This is a genomic window from Glutamicibacter sp. BS14 (assembly GCF_056934375.1).
On sequence record NZ_CM167801.1, the window covers coordinates 2,162,471 to 2,182,575 of the forward strand.

At 64.2% G+C, this 20,105-nt stretch carries 18 protein-coding genes; 11 read left to right on the forward strand and 7 right to left on the reverse strand.

The window, feature by feature from the left end; genetic code table 11:
• Window positions 1–70: 70 nt before the first annotated feature.
• Window positions 71–556, reverse strand: coding sequence for a hotdog fold thioesterase (locus AC1Z36_RS10270; RefSeq protein WP_105656699.1), 486 nt, complete (start codon window positions 554–556; stop codon window positions 71–73).
• Between the two features lie 85 nt (window positions 557–641).
• Between AC1Z36_RS10270 and polA the strand changes: the two genes are divergently transcribed.
• Window positions 642–3,254 carry a DNA polymerase I gene (gene polA, locus AC1Z36_RS10275; protein WP_483561962.1) on the forward strand — a complete coding sequence of 871 codons (2,613 nt, stop codon included), beginning with the start codon at window positions 642–644 and terminating at the stop codon, window positions 3,252–3,254.
• Between the two features lie 93 nt (window positions 3,255–3,347).
• On the opposite strand, the gene AC1Z36_RS10280 is transcribed toward polA, so the two are convergent.
• A complete protein-coding gene (locus AC1Z36_RS10280; protein ID WP_286134100.1) occupies window positions 3,348–3,569 on the reverse strand; it encodes a hypothetical protein in 222 nt (73 codons plus the stop codon).
• On the opposite strand from AC1Z36_RS10280, the gene AC1Z36_RS10285 reads away from it, so the two are divergent.
• The 4 genes from AC1Z36_RS10285 to AC1Z36_RS10300 all read left to right on the forward strand — a co-directional run bounded on the left by AC1Z36_RS10285 (window position 3,556) and on the right by AC1Z36_RS10300 (window position 8,873).
• Entirely contained in the window at window positions 3,556–4,239 is a 684-nt protein-coding gene (locus tag AC1Z36_RS10285; RefSeq protein WP_388022341.1) for a polysaccharide deacetylase family protein, read from the forward strand. The two genes, AC1Z36_RS10280 and AC1Z36_RS10285, sit on opposite strands and share 14 nt — an antisense overlap.
• A 69-nt stretch (window positions 4,240–4,308) precedes the next feature.
• On the forward strand, window positions 4,309–5,622 hold the full coding sequence (locus AC1Z36_RS10290) for a GNAT family N-acetyltransferase (RefSeq protein ID WP_166650792.1): 1,314 nt from the start codon (window positions 4,309–4,311) through the stop codon (window positions 5,620–5,622).
• A gap of 218 nt (window positions 5,623–5,840) precedes the next feature.
• Window positions 5,841–7,316 carry a 30S ribosomal protein S1 gene (rpsA, locus tag AC1Z36_RS10295; protein ID WP_013349277.1) on the forward strand — a complete coding sequence of 492 codons (1,476 nt, stop codon included), beginning with the start codon at window positions 5,841–5,843 and terminating at the stop codon, window positions 7,314–7,316.
• A 246-nt stretch (window positions 7,317–7,562) separates the two neighbouring features.
• Window positions 7,563–8,873 (forward strand): hypothetical protein, encoded by a 1,311-nt coding sequence (locus tag AC1Z36_RS10300; protein ID WP_105656695.1) that lies wholly within the window; start codon window positions 7,563–7,565, stop codon window positions 8,871–8,873.
• Window positions 8,874–8,901: 28 nt separating this feature from the next.
• On the opposite strand, the gene AC1Z36_RS10305 is transcribed toward AC1Z36_RS10300, so the two are convergent.
• The 3 genes from AC1Z36_RS10305 to AC1Z36_RS10315 all read right to left on the reverse strand — a co-directional run bounded on the left by AC1Z36_RS10305 (window position 8,902) and on the right by AC1Z36_RS10315 (window position 12,496).
• Complete coding sequence (locus tag AC1Z36_RS10305; RefSeq protein WP_332486753.1) at window positions 8,902–10,578, reverse strand: HNH endonuclease signature motif containing protein; 1,677 nt, start codon at window positions 10,576–10,578, stop codon at window positions 8,902–8,904.
• Window positions 10,579–10,640: 62 nt separating this feature from the next.
• Window positions 10,641–11,825, reverse strand: a complete 1,185-nt coding sequence (locus AC1Z36_RS10310) for a class I SAM-dependent methyltransferase (RefSeq protein ID WP_332486755.1) — start codon at window positions 11,823–11,825, stop codon at window positions 10,641–10,643.
• A complete protein-coding gene (locus AC1Z36_RS10315; protein ID WP_105656693.1) occupies window positions 11,822–12,496 on the reverse strand; it encodes an IMPACT family protein in 675 nt (224 codons plus the stop codon). The genes AC1Z36_RS10310 and AC1Z36_RS10315 overlap by 4 nt, the downstream gene beginning before the upstream one ends.
• 25 nt (window positions 12,497–12,521) lie before the next feature.
• Between AC1Z36_RS10315 and coaE the strand changes: the two genes are divergently transcribed.
• The 5 genes from coaE to AC1Z36_RS10340 all read left to right on the forward strand — a co-directional run bounded on the left by coaE (window position 12,522) and on the right by AC1Z36_RS10340 (window position 17,368).
• Complete coding sequence (gene coaE / locus AC1Z36_RS10320) at window positions 12,522–13,118, forward strand: dephospho-CoA kinase (protein ID WP_105656692.1); 597 nt, start codon at window positions 12,522–12,524, stop codon at window positions 13,116–13,118.
• 2 nt (window positions 13,119–13,120) lie between these two features.
• The gene (locus AC1Z36_RS10325; RefSeq protein ID WP_105656691.1) at window positions 13,121–13,369 is read left to right on the forward strand and encodes a hypothetical protein; all 249 of its coding nucleotides are present in this window, start codon (window positions 13,121–13,123) and stop codon (window positions 13,367–13,369) included.
• 72 nt (window positions 13,370–13,441) lie between these two features.
• Window positions 13,442–15,529 carry an excinuclease ABC subunit UvrB gene (gene uvrB, locus AC1Z36_RS10330; RefSeq protein ID WP_105656690.1) on the forward strand — a complete coding sequence of 696 codons (2,088 nt, stop codon included), beginning with the start codon at window positions 13,442–13,444 and terminating at the stop codon, window positions 15,527–15,529.
• A gap of 245 nt (window positions 15,530–15,774) precedes the next feature.
• On the forward strand, window positions 15,775–16,815 hold the full coding sequence (locus AC1Z36_RS10335) for a TerC family protein (RefSeq protein WP_105656689.1): 1,041 nt from the start codon (window positions 15,775–15,777) through the stop codon (window positions 16,813–16,815).
• 100 nt (window positions 16,816–16,915) lie between these two features.
• Complete coding sequence (locus AC1Z36_RS10340; protein WP_105656688.1) at window positions 16,916–17,368, forward strand: MarR family winged helix-turn-helix transcriptional regulator; 453 nt, start codon at window positions 16,916–16,918, stop codon at window positions 17,366–17,368.
• 81 nt (window positions 17,369–17,449) lie between these two features.
• On the opposite strand, the gene AC1Z36_RS10345 is transcribed toward AC1Z36_RS10340, so the two are convergent.
• Both AC1Z36_RS10345 and AC1Z36_RS10350 read right to left on the reverse strand, forming a co-directional pair.
• On the reverse strand, window positions 17,450–18,736 hold the full coding sequence (locus tag AC1Z36_RS10345; protein ID WP_105656687.1) for an alpha/beta fold hydrolase: 1,287 nt from the start codon (window positions 18,734–18,736) through the stop codon (window positions 17,450–17,452).
• A complete protein-coding gene (locus AC1Z36_RS10350; protein WP_483561242.1) occupies window positions 18,736–19,224 on the reverse strand; it encodes an N-acetyltransferase family protein in 489 nt (162 codons plus the stop codon). Before AC1Z36_RS10350 ends, AC1Z36_RS10345 begins: the two co-directional genes overlap by 1 nt.
• A gap of 62 nt (window positions 19,225–19,286) precedes the next feature.
• Between AC1Z36_RS10350 and AC1Z36_RS10355 the strand changes: the two genes are divergently transcribed.
• Window positions 19,287–20,039, forward strand: coding sequence for a metal-dependent hydrolase (locus AC1Z36_RS10355; RefSeq protein ID WP_483561243.1), 753 nt, complete (start codon window positions 19,287–19,289; stop codon window positions 20,037–20,039).
• Window positions 20,040–20,105 lie beyond the last annotated feature (66 nt).

Consider the following 20,105-nt stretch of genomic DNA (forward strand, 5'->3'; position numbering starts at 1 on the left):
CAGCCGGCCAGGGCCAGCGCTCCGGAAAAGCCGGATCCGCCGCGCTTGGCGCGAACGGCGCCTGCGGGGATCAGTTTTCGACCGGCAGCAGCATATTGGTGATGCGAGCGGTCGCGACACGCTGGCCCTGCTCATTGCTGATCACGATCTCATGGCAGGTGCTGCTGCGGCCCAGATGCACCGGCGTGCATACCCCGGTGACCAGCCCGGTGCGCCCGGCCTTGTGGTGGGTGATGTTCAAATCCACGCCGACCGGGTTGGCCCGGCCGGCACCGTGCAGCGCAGCGGCCATCGAACCGAGGGTTTCGGCAAGTGCCGCCGAAGCGCCGCCATGCAGGATGCCGTAGACCTGGGTGTTGCCCGCCACCGGCATGGTGGCGGCAACGCGCTGGGGTTCGAACCCGGTGAAGATGATTTCCAGTTTCTCCACGAGTTCGCCCACGCCATTGTGCAGCAGGTAGGGCCACATGGATTCGGGAATACCGTGGCGGGCCAGCTGCGCGGCAAACGGATGTGCCGAAGATTGCGTGGTTCGAGAAGTGAAATTGTCGCTCATGGCAACTAGGCTTTCAGGTGTGAGCGAAACTACCAAACCGACTGCTTCGTCGGACAAGAGACTGCTGATTATTGACGGACACTCCATGGCCTTCCGCGCGTTCTATGCGCTGCCTGCAGAGAACTTCGCAACAAGCACCGGCCAGCACACCAATGCCGTGCACGGATTCGTATCGATGCTGCTGACGATGATCCGCCAGCAAAAGCCCACCCACGTTGCGGTGGCCTTCGACTTGGACACCCCGACTTTCCGCTCGCTGGAGTACACCGAGTACAAGGGCGGACGCAATAAGACGCCCGAAGAGTTCTACGGGCAGATCGATCTGATCCAGGAAGTCATGAAGGCGATGAACATCCCTTCGATCACCCTGGAGAGCTTCGAGGCCGATGACATCCTGGCCACGCTGGCCACCCAGGGCGAAGAAGCCGGTTTCAACGTGCTGGTGGTGTCCGGCGACCGCGACGCCTTCCAGCTGATCACCGACAAGACCTTGGTGCTGTACCCGAAGAAGGGCATCAGCGATATCCCGCCGATGGATGCCGCAGCGGTGGAAGCCAAGTACTTCGTGCGTCCCGAGCGCTACTCGGATTTGGCGGCTCTGGTCGGCGAAACCGCGGATAACTTGCCCGGTGTGCCAGGCGTGGGGCCGAAGACCGCCGCCAAATGGATCAACCTCTACGGGGACCTGGCTGGCATCCTGGAGAATGTGGAGAACATCAAGGGCAAGGTCGGCGAGTCGCTGCGCGAGCACGTGGACAACGTGACCCGCAACCGCCGGTTGAACCAGCTCAAGCACGACCTGGAACTCCCGGTCACGCTCGATCAGATGGAACTCGAAGCCCCGAACCGCGAAGAGATCGAGAACCTGTTCGACGCGCTGGAATTCAACACCCTGCGCAAGCGCCTGTTCGACCTGTTTGCAGCCCAGGAAGAGGAAGCGGCACCCGAAGTTGCCGAATTCTCCCGGGTGCTCGGCGCCGATGCCGACGCACTGGACGGATTCATCGGGGCCGGGAAGGGCGCGCCGATCGCAATCCAGCCTGCTGCGGTTGACGGCGAAGCCGTGGGTCTGGCCCTTTTCCGCGGGTCGGAAGCCCTCTGGCTGGAACTGGCCGAACTCGATGAAGCCACCGAAGGCGTGCTTGCGCAGTTCCTGGCCGATGAGAACGCGCCGAAGCTCTTCCACGATGCCAAGGCCGCCATGCACCTGCTCATCGAGCGCGGGCTGCGGATCGCCAGCGTCAAGGACGACACCTTGATCAGCGCCTACCTGATCCAGCCCGATCGCCGCAGCCACGACCTGGTGGACGTGGTGCAGTACCACCTGAAGTACGCCGTGCCGGTGCATCAGGCCAAGAAGGGCGAACTGGATCTGGGGCTCACTTCGGATCTTGCCGAGCCAACGTTGGCCCAGGCGCAGGCCATCCACGACCTCTCCGCCTACCTGGCTACCAAGCTGGCCGAGAAGCACGCGGACAAACTGGCTGCCGAGATGGAGCTGCCGCTGATTCCGGTACTCTTCGAGATGGAACGCGCCGGCGTGGCAGTGGACGTGGATCGCCTGAACGAACTGCGTGCCCACTTCACCGAGCAGGTGGACCAGGCCACCAACGACGCGTTCGCCGCGATCGGCCACGAAGTCAACCTCTCCAGCCCGAAGCAGCTGCAGGTGGTGTTGTTCGAAGAGCTGGATCTGCCGCGCACCAAGAAGATCAAGACCGGTTTCACCACCGATGCCGAGTCGCTGCAGGATCTGCTGGTCAAGACCGGGCACCCGTTCCTGGTCGCGCTGATGGCCTACCGCGACGCGATCAAGCTGCGCCAGACCGTGGACGGCCTGCTCAAGGCCACCCACGATGATGGCCGGATCCACACCACCTATGCGCAGACCGTGGCCGCGACCGGGCGCCTCTCCAGCCTGAACCCGAACCTGCAGAACATCCCGGTGCGTTCGGAAGAGGGCCGTCGCATCCGCGACGTCTTCATGGTCGGGGCCGGCTACCAGAGCCTGCTGACAGTGGACTACTCGCAGATCGAAATGCGCATCATGGCGCACCTCTCCGAAGACGAGGGGCTGATCGAGGCCTACCAGAACGGCGAGGACCTGCACCGCTATGTCGGTTCGCGCGTGTTCAACGTCGAGCCGGACGAGGTCACCTCGGAGATGCGCTCGAAGGTCAAGGCGATGAGCTACGGCCTGGCCTATGGGCTGAGCAGCTTCGGGCTGTCCAAGCAGCTGAAGATCGGCGTGGACGAGGCCCGCAAGCTGATGAAGGACTACTTCGACCGCTTCGGTGCCGTGCGCACCTACCTGCGTTCGGTCGTCGACCAGGCCCGCAAGGATGGCTACACCGAAACCATTTTCGGACGCCGCCGCTACCTGCCGGAGCTGAACAGCTCGGATCGCCGGCTGCGCGACATCGCCGAGCGTGCCGCGTTGAACGCCCCGATCCAGGGTTCGGCCGCCGACCTGGTGAAGGTGGCCATGCTGCGCATCGATGAGGGACTGCGCGCTGGGCAGTACAAGTCCCGGATGCTGCTGCAGGTCCATGACGAACTCATCCTGGAGATCGCCGAGGGGGAGCTGGAAGCAGTGCAGGAGCTGGTGACCCGCGAAATGGGACAGGCCGCAGCTCTGCTGGTGCCGCTGGATGTCCAGCCGGGCATCGGCCGGACCTGGCACGACGCCGCGCACTAGGGGCAGCAATCGAAAGGGGCAGGGGCACCGCGGGTGTTCCTGCCCCTTTCGGCAGGATCGAATGGGCTTGGGGAAAGAGACGAACTTGGAGCACTACTCGCGCCGTTGGGCGCTGAAAACCGGAAGCCTGGGGCTGGGGGCGCTGGCCGCCGCGGTGGTCTCCGGTTGCAGTACCGGCGGACCGGCGGAACGAGCCGGGTCCGCGTCGGCCTCGGCAATGGCGAGTCCTTCGCCCACCGCCACTGCTTCGCCCCGGCCTACCGCCAGCCTCCAGACGGTGTATCCGAGCCGGAGCCAGGTCATGGAAAAGTTCAAGAATGTTCCTGCAGGGCAGTTCGGGCTGGAAGTCCCGGGCATCGAGCTGGGCCTGCCCAAGGGCAATGCCGCCGCGGCGTTGACCTTCGATGCCTGCGGGGGACCCCGGGGCTCGGGAGTGGATGGGGCCCTGCTGGACGCCTTGCGTGCTATGCAGGTGCCCGCGACCCTCTTCGTGAACGAACGCTGGGCACGCGCCAATGCGCGGCTGATGGACGAGCTGGTAAGCGACGAGCTGTTCGAGATCGCCAACCACGGAACCAGCCACGCCCCGCTGGCCACTTCCGGGCAGGCAGCCTACGGCATCGGGGGCACGGAGTCGATCGGCCAGGCCTACGACGAGGTGATGGGCAACCAGCGGTATCTTGCCGACCAATTCGGCATCACCGCGAAATTCTTCCGCTCCGGCACCGCCCATATGGACGAAGCCGGCGCGGCAATGTGCCGGGACCTGGGCGTGGTGCCGATGAACTTCACCGTCAACCTGGACGCCGGGGCGACCTTTGGCGCGCAAGCCGTGGCCGCCCAGGTCCGCCAGCTGGCCGCCGGGGACGTCGGCATCGGGCACTTCAACCAGCCCGCCTCGGGTACTGCCAAGGGCGTGGCGCTCGGGCTGGGGCAGGTGCTGGATTCCGGCCTGCGGTTCACCACGCTCTCCGCTGCCTGGTGAATGCACCCCTTGCGCCGGCCGGACAGGCGCATAGACTGTGATCAGCCGATTTCCTCGCCAAGGAGCACGATGAGACCAGAGACCCCGCCGCAGCTGGAAACCCGGACCTGCCAGGCTGCGATCCGCAGTCCGGAACTCGACGAATCGATCAAGCTGTTCCATCAGGCCACCGGGATCGGCTTCTACGAGCAGCTGCCCGAAGAGCCCAATTGGACGCACTACCTGGACCTGACTTATGCGCAGAAAATGCGCTTCTCCCTGGTGTTCGATCAGCAGGCCGAACCGCACTCGCGCCATGCAACCTACCCGGTGCACACCTATGGAGCATTCCCCGGGCTGCTCAATGCCGGCGGCGAGGCGCCGGTGGCAACGCACAAGATCTCCGCGGTCACCGTCGCGCCGAGCTATCGGCGCCGCGGCATCCTGTCCAGGCAAATCACCGCCGACCTGGCCTATGCCCAGCAGGCGGGTTTCCCTATTGCGGCTTTGACCGCGTCGGAAGCGACGATCTACGGGCGGTACGGCTTCGAGCCAGCTACCTACCAAAGCCGATTCACGCTCAAGTGCGCCCACGGGGTGAAGCTGCGCGTGCAGGTACCCGGCCGGGTGGTGGATGCCGATCCGCAGCATTTCGGGCCCGGCTATGCCGCGCTGGCCGTGCGCGCGCTCGAGCAGACCTTCGGCTCCGTGGACAGCACCGAGTTCGACAATGGCTTTGCCCTGGGCCGCTGGGACACCTGGGAGACCCTGGAAAAGCCGAAGAACCTGCGTTTTGCCGCCTACTACGATGACGCTGGCCAGCTCGGCGGATTCGCCACCTACAAGTTCGGCGGCTGGGACGAGCCCAAGGCGAAGTTGGTGGTGCACAAGTTGGTGGCCACCAGCGACGCCGCGCGCATCAAGCTCTTCGAGTACCTGGGCAACCATGATCTGGTGGAAGAAGTGCATGGCCAAGGCCCGGTGGCCGATCCACTGCGCCAGGTGCTGGAGAACGTGCGGGACTACCACGTGCGTTCCATTGACGATGTGCTGTGGCTGCGCGTGCTCGATGTTGTTGCCGCCTTCCAAGCGCGCGGCTACCAGCGCGATGCCCGGCTGCTATTGAGCGTGAGCGACCGGCTGGAGCTGATCTCCGGAACCTACCTCTTCGAGGTGTCCGATTCCCGCGCCACGGTGAGCCGGATTGAGGACGGGCAGGCCGACTCCGGGCTGCCGCGCGTGGCGCTTTCGGAGCGGGAGCTGGCTGGACTGTACCTGGGCACCGTGCAGCTGGACCAATTGCTGGATTCGGGACGCGCCGAACTGGTCGGCGGGGGAGCTGCGGGGGACTGGGTTCACTTGTTCAGCGTGGCTCGCGAGGGTTTCACGCCGCACGGTTTCTAGTGGGACGGGTCGCATTATCCGGTTGATATGACGAAGTTCACAAAATGCTGGCGAGGATGTTAGCGGGTTACGCTTTGACCCGCGGTGTGCTAGGCGCGTAGACTTGAACAGCGTGCCATGGCTTCGTCATGTCCGCATTCATGTTCTACCCCCTTCGAAATTCCGGGACTTCCGGGGTTTCGACTGATCAAATCTATCCACATCGGAGTCCCTACTACATGACCATCACCTCGAACGAGAACAACAGCGCACCAGTCGTCGCAATCAACGACATTGGATCTGCTGAGGACTTCTTGGCCGCAGTCGACGCCACCATCAAGTACTTCAACGATGGTGACCTCGTCGAAGGCACCGTCGTCAAGGTTGACCACGACGAAGTTCTGCTCGACATCGGTTACAAGACCGAAGGTGTCATCCCTTCCCGCGAGCTTTCCATCAAGCATGACGTTGACCCAGGTGAAGTTGTCACCGTTGGCGACAGCGTCGAAGCCTTGGTCCTGACCAAGGAAGACAAGGAAGGCCGCCTGATCCTGTCCAAGAAGCGTGCGCAGTACGAGCGCGCTTGGGGCGACATCGAAAAGATCAAGGAAGAGGACGGCGTCGTTACCGGTACCGTCATCGAGGTTGTCAAGGGTGGCCTCATCCTGGACATCGGCCTGCGTGGCTTCCTGCCAGCATCGCTCGTCGAGATGCGCCGTGTGCGCGACCTGGCTCCATACATCGGCCAGGAAATCGAAGCCAAGATCATCGAGCTGGACAAGAACCGCAACAACGTTGTGCTTTCCCGCCGTGCATGGCTCGAGCAGACCCAGTCCGAGGTTCGCTCGACCTTCCTCAACAAGCTGGAAAAGGGCCAGGTTCGTCCGGGCGTTGTTTCCTCCATCGTCAACTTCGGTGCATTCGTGGACCTGGGCGGCGTAGACGGCCTGGTACACGTTTCCGAACTGTCCTGGAAGCACATCGACCACCCATCCGAGGTTGTCGAGGTTGGCCAGGAAGTAACCGTAGAGGTTCTGGAAGTCGATCTGGACCGCGAGCGCGTTTCCCTGTCGCTGAAGGCTACCCAGGAAGATCCTTGGCAGACCTTCGCCCGCACCCACGCACTGGGTCAGGTTGTACCGGGCAAGGTTACCAAGCTGGTTCCATTCGGTGCGTTCGTACGCGTCGAAGACGGCATCGAAGGCCTGGTTCACATCTCCGAGCTTGCAGTTCGCCACGTTGAACTGGCTGAGCAGGTTGTCTCCGTTGGCGACGAACTGTTCGTCAAGGTCATCGACATCGACCTGGAGCGCCGCCGCATCTCGCTGTCGCTCAAGCAGGCTAACGAAGGTGTTGACCCAGAGGGCACCGAGTTCGACCCAGCACTCTACGGCATGGCTGCAGAGTACGACGAGGCCGGCAACTACAAGTACCCAGAGGGCTTCGACCCAGAGTCGAACGAATGGCTCGAGGGCTTCGACACCCAGCGCGCTGCATGGGAAGCACAGTACGCTGCTGCCCAGGAGCGTTGGGAAGCACACAAGAAGCAGGTTGTTGCCGCTATCGCTGCCGACGCAGAAGCAGAGCCTGCTGCTGCCGGTGGTTCCGAGCCAGCTCCAGCTTCGTACTCCTCGGAGGCACCAGCCACCGATGCAGGCACCCTGGCTTCGGACGAAGCACTGGCTGCACTGCGCGAGAAGCTGACCGGCAACTAATTCCGGCTTCTGCCTCGTGCAGAGATCGTGATTAGCTTTAGCTGATTCACGAAGGTCCAACCCTGCAAGGGTTGGACCTTCGTTGTTTAACTGGTTTTTTGCTTGCCGGCATGGCTGGCACGTCATTATTTCTGCTGACATCCGCCGGGCAGGAATAGCTCCGAAGGAGCACTGCTCTTAATACTTGCTGAGGTTAGACTAAAAGTGCACCGATCAGGTGGACTCACTAACGGCAGGTAGTAGCACATGGCAACGACAGGAAATTCGCCGGCAGACTATGCGGCAGGCGCAACTGCCGGACAGCAGATCCCGGTGCGCCAGGTCAGCCGCGAGGAGTGGGAAACTGTACCGCGCACTATTCCCAATTTCTGGGTTGCCGTAGCGACCTGGCTTCCGCTGGTTGCACTGGTGGTCTTCGTCCGTTCGGATCTTCTGCATTCCCCGTACCTGGACAAGGGCTTCATGGACATCCTCTCCTTCTCCATGGTCGCTACCGTCCTGGCCATGATCTTTGGCGGCGGACGGCAATCACCCTGGATGGGCTTGGGCGTAGCCGCCGGAATCTATTTCCTGCTGGCTCCTGCCGGGGACCTGCAAAGGATCCTGATGCTGGCGCTGGGCTATTTCCTGCTGCTCGCACTGTCCGTAGGTCTCATGGACGCACGGTTCCGACGCCTGCTGAGAACCTGGAAGCGTGAAGCCTCAGGAGGCATCGCCTTGGCGCCGGGGCAAGAGAGCGATTTTGGAATCACCAAGCAAATGTCGCCCATGGTATGGAAGCTTGCGGTAGGAGCACTGATCTACCCGCTGCTCCGGCTGGGCTGGGAACTGGTCAGCACGGAAGTTTATTCGCTGCATGACTTGGATGAAGGCTACCGTCTTGACGTGTACGCCGCGGCCGTCCTGCTGGGCATCAGCCTGCTGCTGAGCATGCTGCGCTGGATGCGCTTGAAATCGATGGGACTTTTCGCACTCGAAGTTCCAGCGGACCACCGAATTGGTCCAACGTCATTGCGGGCCTATGGCAACGCGATCCTCATCGAAACGGAAGAAACCGGGGCCTGCCTGTGCCGCAACGACGACAAGAACGGATCCAAGCAGAAATTTGAGGATCCGCGATTCATTTTCTGCTCAGAGGTGTGCCCGGTGCACGGGGTGCATGCGGTCAACCAGCGCTCGGCCGAAGAGTTCCTGGGCATCGCCTCCCAGCCCTGGGTCTATGGGGAGAACCTGAATGGGAAACTGCTAGAGGCAACCGGCCAGCGCTTGGTCATTGCAGGGCTCAGCGGCTGGGGCTCACGCCCGGTCGCGGTGCGCGTTTCATGGCTCTACGGTGGAGGGAAGCAGGCCAGCGCCTACTACGTCCCGGCATCGGCACGCGAGCCTCTGGCCAGAACCAAGCGCCGCCTGGCGGTTCTGACCCCTGCCGGTGATTCGGTTACGGCTGATACTTTCGAGAATAATGAGCGGGGCGAGATCGACCGGATCGACCTTCGTCCATTGGGGATCAACGCCCAAGCCGTCCGCGTGCACGGTGGACGCCCTTTCTTGATCTAGCCGGATGGCGCCGGCGCATTGCCGCGAACTAGGCGGCCTTGGCCATGTGGTAGCTGTTGCGCACCGGGGTCTGGGTGGGATCGACGAAGCTGGGCAGGATGACCTTGGGTACGCCATCGTCGGCAATGACCTTGATCAACCCGGCATGAACGTCATGATGATGCGTGTCGCAGAGCATCGCGCTCCAGTAGACCGCAGTGACACCGCCCTCGGACCAGAACCAGATGTGGTGGATGTTGCAGCGTTCGGGATCCATGGTGCACCCGGGAACTATGCAGCCGCGATCGCGCACCGCAACACCCAGACGCATGTAGTTCGGATGCTTGCGCTGGCTGCGCCCGATATCAAGCAGCTCGCCCCTGCCGCCGAGCACCATCGGGATGATGCGTGCCCTGGACAGGGTCTGGCGCAGGTCAGTTGCATCGAGCTTGAAACCGTGCTGGGTGATGCCATGGGTTCTCGCGCGGCCTTCCAACTCGTCCAAGGTCAGCATGACCACGACCTGCGGGGTGATGGTGGGGACATCCACGGTGCCTGCATCATTCCCATCGGCGCCCTTGGGGGTCCCGCCATTGCGCGCGGCATCCAGCAGCTCCTGGAGCCGCTTCGTGTTGATCTCCAGCAGATTCATCAGGCCGTTGAGGCGGCGTGCCGCGGGAGAAAGCGGTGGGGAAACAGGATCTTCGCTGGCGGCAGCTTCCTCATCGGTCAAGAAGTCCGGATGGCCTCCGGCGTCGGCCTGGTAGGAAGTGCCAGGGGCAGCATCCTGCTCTGTACGTTGTCCCGGAGACTGGGCAAAAGCCTCCCGTGCGGCTTGGCCGGAACCGGAGCGGGGATTGTCGCTTTGCGAAATGCCCGATTCGAAGAGTTCTGCGCGCGTAGGGCGCAGGGCGAGGTCGTAGTGGACCAGGCCGCCGCGTTCGCCCCGCCGGTACAGGCCTTCCTGGGCTTCGGGCCGCTTCTTGCCCAAGCGTTCCTTCTGGGATTTCAGGAAGCTGTTGACCAATTGCCTGCGGGTGCCGGGGTCGGGCTCGTCCAATTGCTGGTTGACGATGGATTCAAGCAGCTCGCCATCTTCGGTGAGCGCCGAGGCGGTGGCCGGTGCGGCGTATTCGTCGCGTTGGGGTTCCAGAGCGCCCAGGCGCCGGGCCGCGCTGAGCACTTCGGCTGGCGGCTGGCGCAGATCGGCGAAGCGCCGCGCCAGCAAAGGGAACTGTGCCTGGTGCCGCTGATGTTGGTAGTCGTATTGCGCGAAGACGTGGCTGGCGGACTGGATGCGGCGCTTGGCCTCGAAATGGTCGGTGCGCAGCCAGGATGCCAGCAGTGCCGCAGGGCCGGTGAAGCTGGGCCGCTTTCCGGTGCGCTGGGCAGGGACGGAGAAATCGGTGGTGCCCTGGCGGGCTGCGGCGAGTTCAACCTGGGCCAGGGTGTGCGCCGCGGTGTCATCGACCAGGTGGGCTGCGTAGATCTGGGTGCGAAGGGCCTGGTGGGCCGAAGCTTCAGCCGCGGTGGACAGGGCCAAGGCGTAGCGCGGATCGTGCAGGTAGTGGGACTCGGGGCCGGTGGCTGGATCGGCGCAGAGCAGGGTCTGGTGCAGGACGGGGATGAACGCGGCGACGGCCAGGGCGTCGTCCACCGCGAGGGCCGGCGCGTCCTTGATCGCTTGGGCAAGCCCGGCTAGCGCCTGGCTGACAGTTCTGTTCATGGCCCCAGCATGCGCCAGGCGGTGCGCGGCGTGCCGGCCGGCAATACGGCCTGTGGAAAAGCCTAGTGCGCGCGGGTTGATGCAGTCACGGTGAAGGTCCTGTCGCGGGCCAGCTGTTCGGTGGGGCCAACGCGGCGGGCCAATTCGCTGCGGTAGCGCAGGTGCGAGTTGAACACGCACAGCAGGGTGCCTCCGGGAGCGAGCACGCGGGCGGCGTCGTCGATCAGCTTGAACGCGATGTCGGCGGTGACGGTGTTGCCGATGTGGAAGGGCGGGTTCAGCGTGACCAGGGTGGCGCTGGCGTCGGGCAGGCGGCCCAGGGCGTCATCCTGCACGGCAGTGAGGCGACCGTCCAGGTTGTTGCGTTGAGCGGCGGCCAGGGTGGAGGCGACCGCGGAGGCCGAATGGTCCGAGGCGTCCACGCGCAGCTGCGGGTTTTCCAGTGCTGCGCAGATGCCGATCGCGCCGTTGCCGCAGGCCAGATCGACCAGCGTGGCGTGCCCGGAGAGGTCCGGAAGGTTTTCCAGCAGCAGCCGGGTGCCCGGATCCAGCCGGGCGGCACCGAAGGTCCCGGCACCGGCATGCAGCGTGAAGCTGGTGCCGCGCACCTGGTGGGTGGCAGTGGCCGGGAAGCTGCTGGCGGGCTGTTCGGCGCGCGGGGTGCTGGCGGTGAGCACCCGGGATTTCTGCCGGGCCAGCGAGACGTCGACGCGGGTGAAATGCTCCGCGAGCACCTCGTTCATGGAACGGCTCATGTGCTTGATGCGGCCCCCGGCGAAAAGCTTCGCGCCGGGATCGGCGACGGCTGCTGCCGCGGCGGCCTGTTCGCCCAGCACGTCCAGTCCGCGAGGCAGGGCCAGCAGGATCGAACTGGCGCCCTGGGCAACCTGTTCCAGGGTGCAGAATTCGAGGTGTCCGGCCCGCTCGGGCATGAGCCGGGCGAGGTTGGCCTCGATGGCCCGGCGCGCGGTGAGCGAATCGGTGTGCACGCGCACGCTCGTGCTGCCTAGTGCCAGTGCGCCCAGGGCCAGCGCGCCGTAGTGGTCGCCGATGACCGCGATGGCATCCGGCCAGCGGTCCGAGGGTCCGGCCGCGGCGGCGCAGGTGTCCAGGATGAGCCGGTCGCAGGCGTCGGCGGCGTAGAGGTTGGCGGCTTCGACATCGGGCCAGCGGCGCAGGGCGGGCAGCAGGGCCTGGAGGCTGCTGGCGGCAGCGGGCGTGCCTTCGGGATTGGCGGCGGAGTTCAAATCAGATCAACCCATTGCGTGTTGGCGGCGGCCAGTTCCCCGGCGCCGGAGGTGAGTGAGGCGATGCCGGTGCGCAGCTGCGCGGCGGCTTCGGGCGTGTCCGGGATGCCGATCTGCACGATTGCGGCATCGGCCTGCCAGAGGGTCGGTTCGACCTGGTAGCCGGCGGCGCGCAGCTCGTTCTCGTAGCGGGCCGCGTCGGCGTGGGCGGCGGCGAAGGTGAAGATCCGCATGCGCTGGCGCAGGTGCAGCTGCGCATTGTCCAGCCCGGAAGATACCGCCTCGGAATATGCGCGGACCAGTCCGCCGGCGCCAAGCTTGATCCCGCCGAAGTAGCGGACCACCACGGCCAGCACGTCCGAGAGCACGCTGCCGTCGGCGATTTCGCGCTTGGCCAGGGCATCGAGCATCGGGATGCCGGCGGTGCCCGAGGGCTCGCCGTCGTCGTTGGAGCGCTGGGCCATGCGATCGGGGCCCAGGATGAACGCGCTGCAGTGGTGGCGGGCATCGAAGTGGGTCTTGCGCAGGGCCGCGATCTGCGCGCGGGCGGCGGCCTCGGTTTCGACCCGGTAGAGGTAGGTGATGAATCGCGAACGCTTGATTTCCAGCTCGTGCACGCAATCGCTGGTCAAGGTCGTGTACCGTGTCGCGGCCGAGTCGTTGGTGTTCATCCCTCTTAGTTTATAGGGTGGGAACATGATGCATGTGGGACTGACCGGGGGAGTGGCCTCCGGAAAATCTGCGGTCGCGGCCAAATTGGCCGCCCTGGGAGCCGTAGTCATCGATGCCGACGCGTTGGCGCGCCAGGTGGTCGAACCCGGCACGCCCGGGCTGGCTGCGATCAAGGACACGTTTGGCGAAGCCGTTTTGCTGGCCGACGGGTCGCTGAACCGTCCCGCATTAGGCGCGATAGTCTTCGCCGACGAGGCGGCGCGGGCCAAGCTCAACGCGATCGTGCACCCGCTGGTGCGGGAGCAAGCGGCGAAGTTGCGCCAAGGAGCGCCAGCCGGCTCGCTGGTGGTCGAGGACATCCCGCTGCTGGTCGAGACCGGCCAGCTGGACAGCTTCGACGCGGTGGTCGTCGTGGCCGCCCCGCACGCCGAACGCATTCGCCGCATGGTCCAGGATCGCGGCTGGACCCGGGAAGACGCCGAGGCCCGGATGGCCGCGCAGGCCACGGATGACCAGCGGGCGGCCGTAGCCGACTACCTGCTGGATAATTCCGGTACCTTGGAAGAACTGGAGGGGCAGGTTTCTGCCCTCTACCGCCAATTGGCGCCAGCACAGGAGTAGGAATGTACAAGATCTGCAAGTGGAGCACCCTGATCGCTTTCGCCGTCGCCTTGGTGCTGTGGCTCGGTTTTGGCGGCCGCGCCGAATTCGTTGCCAGCGAATCCGGGCCGTATTCGCCGGTGGTCTACATTTCCGGCTGCCTGGCCTTGCTGGGGCTGATTGCCGCCACCATCATGACCGTGGGATTCTTCGGCAGCAGCATCCAGCGCACCGTCAAGCGCAATGCGATCCGCTACGGGATGCGCAAATAGCACCCCGGGTTTAAGCTGAAAGCTGGCTAGGGCGCAGCCCCAACGGTCGGGGCAAGTGGATATGCTGGAAGCATGAGTCTTGCACAGCCGATCAAGCGCGTGGTCGCCCCCTTCGAAGTCATCAGCGAGTACCAGCCTGCCGGCGACCAGCCGCAGGCCATCAAGCAGCTGACCGAGCGGATCAACGCCGGCGAGAAGGACATCGTGCTGCTCGGTGCCACCGGTACCGGCAAGTCCGCGACCACCGCCTGGCTGGTGGAGCAGGTGCAGCGCCCCACCCTGGTGCTGGTGCAGAACAAGACCCTGGCCGCCCAGCTGGCCAACGAGTTCCGCGAGCTGATGCCCAATAACGCGGTGGAGTACTTCGTCTCCTACTACGACTACTACCAGCCCGAGGCCTACGTCCCGCAGACCGATACCTTCATCGAGAAGGACTCCTCGATCAACGAGGAAGTCGAGCGCCTGCGCCACTCGGCCACCAACTCCCTGCTCACCCGCCGCGACACCATTGTGGTCGCCACCGTCTCGTGCATCTACGGCCTGGGCACTCCCGAGGAATACGTGGCCGGGATGGTCACCGTGCGCACCGGCGAGGAACTGAACCGCGACGCGATGCTGCGCCAGTTCGTGGCCATGCAGTACACCCGCAACGACATGGACTTCCACCGCGGCACCTTCCGCGTGCGCGGGGACACGGTGGAGATCATCCCGATGTACGAAGAGCAGGCCGTGCGCATCGAGTTCTTCGGCGACGAGGTGGAAGCGATCCACACCCTGCACCCGGTCACCGGCGAGGTGATCCGCGAGGAGACCGAGATGTACATCTTCCCGGCCAGCCACTATGTGGCCGGTGCCGAGCGGATGCACAAGGCGATCAAGCGGATCGAGGACGAGCTGGCGGTGCGCCTGAAGGAGCTGGAATCGCAGAACAAGCTCGTCGAGGCCCAGCGGCTGCGCATGCGCACCACCTACGACCTGGAAATGATGGAGCAGATGGGTTTCTGCAACGGCATCGAGAACTACTCGCGCCATATCGACGGCCGCGATGCCGGCAGCGCCCCGCACTGCCTGATCGACTATTTCCCCGATGACTTCCTGCTGGTGATCGACGAGTCGCATGTCACCGTGCCGCAGATCGGCGCCATGTACGAGGGCGACATGTCCCGCAAGCGCACGCTGGTGGAACACGGCTTCCGCCTGCCAAGTGCCATGGACAACCGCCCGCTGAAATGGGATGAGTTCCTTGAGCGCATCGGGCAGACCGTGTACCTTTCGGCCACCCCGGGCAAGTACGAGCTGGGCAAGTCCGACGGGTTCGTGGAGCAGATCATCCGCCCCACCGGGCTGATCGACCCCGAGATCATCGTCAAGCCCACCAAGGGCCAGATCGATGACCTGCTCGATGAGATCCGTACCCGTGTGGATCGCGATGAGCGCGTGCTGGTCACCACGCTGACCAAGCGCATGGCCGAGGACCTGACAGACTACCTCACCGAGCACCAGGTGCGGGTGCAGTACCTGCACTCCGATGTGGACACGATCCGCCGCGTGGAGCTGCTGCGCGAGCTGCGCATGGGTTCCTTCGACGTGCTGGTGGGCATTAACCTGCTGCGCGAGGGCCTGGATTTGCCCGAGGTTTCGCTGGTCGCGATCCTGGATGCCGACAAGCAGGGCTTCCTGCGTTCGGCCACCAGCCTGATCCAGACCATCGGCCGTGCCGCGCGTAACGTCTCGGGCCAGGTGATCATGTATGCCGACAAGATCACCGATGCGATGGACCAGGCGATCGAGGAGACCAATCGCCGACGGGCAATCCAGGAAGCGCACAACAAGGAGCACGGGATCGACCCCACGCCGCTGCGCAAGAAGATCGCTGACATCACCGACCAGCTGGCGCGTGAGGATGCCGACACCCAGGAACTGCTGAACAACAACCGGTTGGCGAAGAATGCCAAGCGCACCAAGGCCTCGTCCGCGGTGCGCAAGGATGGGCTGGCCGCCGCCCCGGCCGAGGACCTGCTGGCCCAGATCGGGGAAATGACCGAGCAGATGCACGCCGCGGCCGCTGAGTTGCAGTTCGAATTGGCCGCCCGGATCCGCGATGAAGTGTCCGAGTTGAAGAAGGAATTGCGCCAGATGAAGGCTGCCGGGCACGCGTAGCCCTGCTGCTGTCCAGCGCAGTATTGGGACATGCGCCAAGCCTGTGCAGTTCCTGTGCGCTACACTTGATCACTGGACGTAGGGGAGTATCCCAATGCTGTGGACGTCAACACGCGAACCAATGATGTTTCGCCGGGCACAGCAGCCGATCACTGAGCCAGCTATCTAAGCGTTTCGAATTCTGGTGTGGCGGCGGAGAGACTTGCGGCGATTTTCCATACCCTCCAACGAAAGGTCGCTCGTCCGTGGGCACTAATGGGTTAACTATTCAATTCGAGATCATCGCGCTGATTGTTCTGTGCGCGGTGCTCATCGCAGACCTGCTGTACGTCACCAAGCGTCCGCACATTCCTTCCATGAAGGAAGCAGGCATTTTTGTCGGCATCTACATCTCCTTGGCATTGATCTTCGGTGCCGTGATCTGGACGCAGGCTGGACCGCAGCTCGGCCAGGAATTCTACGCCGGCTGGGTCACCGAATACGCGTTGTCGGTGGACAACCTGTTCGTCTTCATCATCATCATGGCGCGCTTCTCGGTACCGCGTAAGTACCAGCAGGAAGTGCTGATGTTCGGCATCATCATCGCGTTGGTCCTGCGCGCAATCTTCATTGTGCTCGGCGCCGCGATCATCGAGCAGTGGTCGTGGGTCTTCTACATCTTCGGCGCCTTCTTGCTGTGGACCGCATGGAACCAGCTCAAGGACGAGGATGAGGACGAGGAAAGCGGCCTGGTCAAGAAGCTGACCTCCAAGCTGCCGATTTCCAAGGACTTCGATGGCGCCAAGCTGCGCACCGTGGTCGACGGCAAGAAGCTGTTCACCCCGATGGTGCTGGTCTTCGTGACCATCGGCATGACCGACCTGCTGTTCGCCTTCGACTCGATCCCGGCGATCTTCGGCCTGACCAAGTCCGCGTTCATTGTGTTCACCGCGAACATCTTCGCGCTGATGGGCTTGCGCCAGCTGTACTTCCTGCTCGGTGGCCTGATGAACCGCCTGGTCTTCCTGAAGCACGCACTGAGCTTCATCCTCGCTTTCATCGGCGTGAAGCTGGTCTTCCACGCCCTGCACGAGAACAGCCTGCCGTTCATCAACGGCGGCGAGCCGCTGCATTACGCGTGGCTGGACATTTCCGTGGGTGTTTCGCTGCTGGTCATCCTGGGCGCGATCGTTATCGCAACCGTGCTGTCGCTGTGGAGCCCATGGGGCAAGCGTGCTGCTGCTTCGGCTGAAGCCGCGGAGCTCGCCGGCGCAGCGGAAGCTGCAGAGCAGGACGCGGCCAAGTAATCCGCACAATCGCCCGCCGGGATCAGTTGCTTCCAACTGGCCCCGGCGGGTTTTCCGTACCCGCATAGTGTGCCTATGCTGTTCTGCTAAGGTATTTTCCATGAGCGACCTATCGACAGAAGCCAGTGGCATTGCCACCGGCGTAGCACTAGCGTCGGGCACCATGTCCCGGCTGCTTGGACGCGCGGCCGGGCAAGGCCGATCGGTGACCGCTTGGCGGGTGCTTTCCACCCTGGACCGGTTGGGCCCCCAGCGCGTGGGCGACTTGGCCATCGAGCAGCGCGTGGCCCAGCCGACCATGACCGGTCTGGTCATCCGCATGGAAAACGACCAGTTGGTCCAGCGCCAACCGGACCCTGGGGACGGCCGCGCCAGCCTGGTGAGCCTGACCGGCGACGGCAAGGAGGCCATTGAAGCCTACCGGCAGCGCGCGATTTCCTCGCTGGCCGGCGGCATCGATTCCTTCAGCGCCGAGGAACGGCGGATTCTGGCGCAGGCTGTGCCGCTGCTGCAACGGTTGAATGACCAGGTTGCCGCGAAGCTGGACCATTAGCAGCCGAAGGCTTAACGCGCAGGGCGCTTGAATCCCCGGGGGATTCAAGCGCCCGGCGCGTTAACCTAGCCGGTGCGCGGGCTAGCTGTCCTGGGCCGCGGCGTCCGGGTCTTCGCCGTTGGCCATGGCCAGCAGCCGGCGGAAGATCGCCGGGCCATCGTCGCCGATGCCGTCATGGTGGAATTGATCGGTCACCCAGGTCTGCAACCCGGCCACCTGCGAGGCGGTGCGCAGCGAGAGCTCGCGGTCCACATAGACGTCGTCATGGTAGACCGCGGCGGCCACAGGCACGGTGTTCTTGGCCAGGACGTCCAGATCGTAGAGCGGGCCGAAGCCTTCGTGCTCGGCCAGGATGCGGGCCACGTCCTCCAGGGGGCGCAGGGCAGGATCTTCGGCGAAGTGCCAGCTGTAGATCATCTCGCCGGTCAGCAGCGGGGTCGCCGCGTGGCGGGTGAAGTCGGCGAATTCCGGCAGGACTTGTTCGGCCGCGAAATTGGTCGGCTCGCCTTGGGCGTAGATGGTTTCATGCATCAGCGCATAGAGCGGGTTCGAGGCGAAAGAGCTCTGGGCCAGGAGCGCTTCGAGGAAGTGATCCGAGAGGCGGTCGCCGCCCGGGGTGTGGCTGAAGGCCTCCTCGAAGATGTGATGCAGCAGGTGCACCCGGGTGTTTCCGCCCAGGTACATGCCCAGCATCTGCACCAGCGGCACGGTGACGCGCTGGCCGTTGGGCAGCAGCTCATCGTCATTGGTGCGCACATGCTCGTAGATCCTGTGCAGGGTCTGGAAGTCCTCGGGGTACCAGGAGAAGTACTCGCTGTTGCGTTCTGCCATCCGCTGGTAGGTGGCGCGGTAGACGGTCTTCGCATCGGCATCCAGCGAGGCCAGCCCGCCGGTGACTAGGCAGCGGGTGAGCGACTGCGGGAAGAGCGAGAGATAGGTCAGGGTGCAGAACCCGCCGTAGCTCTGCCCCAGGGTGCTCCACTGCTCGATGCCCAAGTGCTCGCGCAGGGCTTCGGCGTCGCGCACAATCGAGTCGGCGCGGAAATGCGAGAGGTAGCGGGCCTGGGCGGCCGAGTCCCCGCGCAGCGGCAGGGACTTGCGGTTAGCCGGGGTGGACAGTCCGGTGCCGCGCTGGTCCAGCAGCAGCACGCGGAAGTGCTTGGTGGCTTCGGCCAACCACCCCGACAAGGAACCGGGGCGCGGGGATTTGCCCCCTGGACCGCCCTGCAGGAACAGCAGCCAGGGCTTGGCCGTGCCGGTGCTGATCTCGCGGGCGAAGACCGAGATCTTTTCGCCCTGCGGATCGGCGTGATCCAGTGGAACCTCGATGCGATGGTCGGTGACATCCATACCGCGGTAGTGGCGCATTAGCTCGCTCCTTGCATGCCAAGTTGTTGCAGTGCTTCGCCGTCCAGGCGCCGGGTGCTCCAGCCGTCCATGGAGCTGGAACCGATGGCGTCGTAGAACCTGATGGCCGGCTCGTTCCAATCCAGCACTGACCATTCCAGGCGCTTGTAGCCGCGTTCGACGCAGATCTGCGCCAGCGTGCGCAGCAACGCGGTCCCGGTGCCTGAACCGCGCTGGGATTCGCGCACATACAGATCCTCCAGATGGATGCCGTGCCGGCCTTCCCAAGTGGAGTAGGTCAGATACCACAGGGCCATGCCCCTGAGCATCCCGGTTTCATCCTCGGCAACATGGGCGAAGACCTGGGGATCGGGGCCGAACAGATGGGATTGGAGGTCTGCTGCGGTGTTGAGCACCGCATCAGGTTCCCTTTCATAGTCGGCCAATTCCTGGATCATCGCCAAGATCTGCGGGCAGTCGCCCGGAACAGCTTCACGCACAATACTCATGTGTTCCAGCTTACCTCCGTCGCACCGCTAAAACGTCGGTGACCAGACCTAAGGTTGAATGCATGATGGGTGGACACCACGCGGTGAGCGGCGCAGCCGCATGGTTGGCAATTACAACTGACGTCACCGTGGGTTCGGTGAACCTGGGGCTGGGAACTTTCCAGATGGACCGCTGGGAAACCCTGGCCGGCGCGATCGTCTGCGCTGGCGCGGCCCTGCTGCCCGACGCGGATCACCATGGGGCCACGATCGCCCGCTCGCTGCCCCCGTTCTCCAGCATTTTCACGCGGATTGTCGGTTCGGTTTCGGGCGGGCACCGCAACGGCACACATTCGCTGATCGGCATCGCCTTCTTCATCTTCCTGGCCTGGCTGGCCAACGGCTGGGATGTGCAGACCGCGGCGTTGGGCACGGTCTACCCGGGCGCGGCGCTGTTCGCGATCCTGCTGATTTCCTTCGCGGTGAAGACCATGAAATTCATGCCGCCGCTGCTGTGCTGGATTATCGCCTTGGCCGCCGGGACTTTCGTCGGGATGAATGCGCCGGAGCAGAACCTCTGGTTCCTGATGGCAGTCTCCCTGGGCGCGATCGTGCACGTGCTGGGCGACATGCTGACCATCGGCGGCTGCAATCTGCTGTGGCCGATCAAGATCGGCTCGCCGCGCTGGTTCCGCCGGCTGCCGCTGATTGGCGGCTGCTGGAAGTCCAATGGGCGGGTGGCATTGCCGATTCTGGCCGAGACGGGCTCCACCGCAGAATGGCTGCTCGCGACGCTGCTCACTACCTATGTGGGCATCGCGCTGATCGTCGCCTGAGGGCCCCGGCCCGCTGCCGGCTCGCCGCAGTGCAACGCGCTGTGGCTGGCAGCCGGTGATCTGGCA

What these genes read in the sequence shown, in the direction of transcription:
- AC1Z36_RS10300 (WP_105656695.1), top strand. Translation starts at nt 7,563, where the DNA reads ATGGCAACGACAGGAAATTCGCCGGCAGACTATGCGGCAGGCGCAACT.
- AC1Z36_RS10290 (WP_166650792.1), top strand. Translation starts at nt 4,309, where the DNA reads ATGAGACCAGAGACCCCGCCGCAGCTGGAAACCCGGACCTGCCAGGCT.
- polA (WP_483561962.1), top strand. Translation starts at nt 642, where the DNA reads ATGGCCTTCCGCGCGTTCTATGCGCTGCCTGCAGAGAACTTCGCAACA.
- AC1Z36_RS10315 (WP_105656693.1), bottom strand. Translation starts at nt 12,496, where the DNA reads ATGAACACCAACGACTCGGCCGCGACACGGTACACGACCTTGACCAGC.
- AC1Z36_RS10285 (WP_388022341.1), top strand. Translation starts at nt 3,556, where the DNA reads ATGGAAAAGTTCAAGAATGTTCCTGCAGGGCAGTTCGGGCTGGAAGTC.
- rpsA (WP_013349277.1), top strand. Translation starts at nt 5,841, where the DNA reads ATGACCATCACCTCGAACGAGAACAACAGCGCACCAGTCGTCGCAATC.
- AC1Z36_RS10270 (WP_105656699.1), bottom strand. Translation starts at nt 556, where the DNA reads ATGAGCGACAATTTCACTTCTCGAACCACGCAATCTTCGGCACATCCG.
- AC1Z36_RS10305 (WP_332486753.1), bottom strand. Translation starts at nt 10,578, where the DNA reads ATGAACAGAACTGTCAGCCAGGCGCTAGCCGGGCTTGCCCAAGCGATC.
- AC1Z36_RS10355 (WP_483561243.1), top strand. Translation starts at nt 19,287, where the DNA reads ATGATGGGTGGACACCACGCGGTGAGCGGCGCAGCCGCATGGTTGGCA.
- coaE (WP_105656692.1), top strand. Translation starts at nt 12,522, where the DNA reads ATGATGCATGTGGGACTGACCGGGGGAGTGGCCTCCGGAAAATCTGCG.
- uvrB (WP_105656690.1), top strand. Translation starts at nt 13,442, where the DNA reads ATGAGTCTTGCACAGCCGATCAAGCGCGTGGTCGCCCCCTTCGAAGTC.
- AC1Z36_RS10345 (WP_105656687.1), bottom strand. Translation starts at nt 18,736, where the DNA reads ATGCGCCACTACCGCGGTATGGATGTCACCGACCATCGCATCGAGGTT.
- AC1Z36_RS10350 (WP_483561242.1), bottom strand. Translation starts at nt 19,224, where the DNA reads ATGAGTATTGTGCGTGAAGCTGTTCCGGGCGACTGCCCGCAGATCTTG.
- AC1Z36_RS10340 (WP_105656688.1), top strand. Translation starts at nt 16,916, where the DNA reads ATGAGCGACCTATCGACAGAAGCCAGTGGCATTGCCACCGGCGTAGCA.
- AC1Z36_RS10325 (WP_105656691.1), top strand. Translation starts at nt 13,121, where the DNA reads ATGTACAAGATCTGCAAGTGGAGCACCCTGATCGCTTTCGCCGTCGCC.